We start from the raw sequence: 1,563 nt of genomic DNA on the forward strand, positions 1-1,563 counted from the left end.
GCTTGCACCCCATCATTTAATCTTCCAGCACCGGGCAGGCGTCACACCCTATACGTCCACTTTCGTGTTTGCAGAGTGCTGTGTTTTTATTAAACAGTCGCAGCCACCAGTTTATTGCAACCCTTTCACCCTCATGGAGTAAACCAATCAAGCTACCGGGGCGTACCTTTCCCGAAGTTACGGTACCAATTTGCCGAGTTCCTTCTCCCGAGTTCTCTCAAGCGCCTTAGAATACTCATCTCGCCCACCTGTGTCGGTTTGCGGTACGGTCTCGTATGACTGAAGCTTAGAGGCTTTTCTTGGAACCACTTCCGATTGCTTCGTGAACAAGTTCACTCGTCCCATCCCCTTGAATTCCGCGCCCGGATTTGCCTAAGCGCCTTCTATGAGACAGAAACTGACTATTCCAACAGTCAGACAACCTTCCGCGATCCGTCCCCCCATCGCATCATACGACGGTGCAGGAATATTAACCTGCTTCCCATCAGCTACGCATCTCTGCCTCGCCTTAGGGGCCGACTCACCCTGCTCCGATGAACGTTGAACAGGAAACCTTGGGCTTACGGCGTGGAGGCTTTTCACCCCCATTATCGCTACTCATGTCAGCATTCGCACTTCTGATACCTCCAGCATCCTTTACAAGACACCTTCGCAGGCTTACAGAACGCTCTCCTACCATATATATCTGTGATAAATCACAGAACAATATCCGCAGCTTCGGTGACTGGCTTAGCCCCGTTACATCTTCCGCGCAGGACGACTCGATCAGTGAGCTATTACGCTTTCTTTAAATGATGGCTGCTTCTAAGCCAACATCCTGACTGTTTTAGCCTTCCCACTTCGTTTTCCACTTAGCCAATCTTTGGGACCTTAGCTGGCGGTCTGGGTTGTTTCCCTCTTGACGCCGGACGTTAGCACCCGACGTCTGTCTCCCAAGCTCGCACTCATCGGTATTCGGAGTTTGCAATGGTTTGGTAAGTCGCAATGACCCCCTAGCCATAACAGTGCTCTACCCCCGATGGTGATACTTGAGGCACTACCTAAATAGTTTTCGGAGAGAACCAGCTATTTCCAAGTTTGTTTAGCCTTTCACCCCTACCCACAGCTCATCCCCTAATTTTTCAACATTAGTGGGTTCGGACCTCCAGGGCGTGTTACCGCACCTTCATCCTGGCCATGAGTAGATCACTTGGTTTCGGGTCTACACCCAGCGACTGATCGCCCTATTCGGACTCGATTTCTCTACGGCTTCCCTATTCGGTTAACCTTGCCACTGAATGTAAGTCGCTGACCCATTATACAAAAGGTACGCAGTCACGGAACAAGTCCGCTCCTACTGTTTGTATGCACACGGTTTCAGGATCTATTTCACTCCCCTTCCGGGGTTCTTTTCGCCTTTCCCTCACGGTACTGGTTCACTATCGGTCGATTACGAGTATTTAGCCTTGGAGGATGGTCCCCCCATATTCAGACAGGATGTCACGTGTCCCGCCCTACTTGTCGTACGCTTAGTACCACCGGTCCGATTTCACATACGGGGCTATCACCCACTATGGCTCCTAT

General features: G+C 50.9%; 1 rRNA gene. It reads right to left on the bottom strand.

The window, feature by feature from the left end:
• Positions 1 to 1,563: ribosomal RNA gene (locus JaAD80_RS29465) — 23S ribosomal RNA — on the bottom strand; the annotation flags it as partial.

The sequence above is a fragment of the Janthinobacterium sp. AD80 genome (assembly GCF_002878455.1).
Lineage (GTDB): Bacteria > Pseudomonadota > Gammaproteobacteria > Burkholderiales > Burkholderiaceae_D > Janthinobacterium.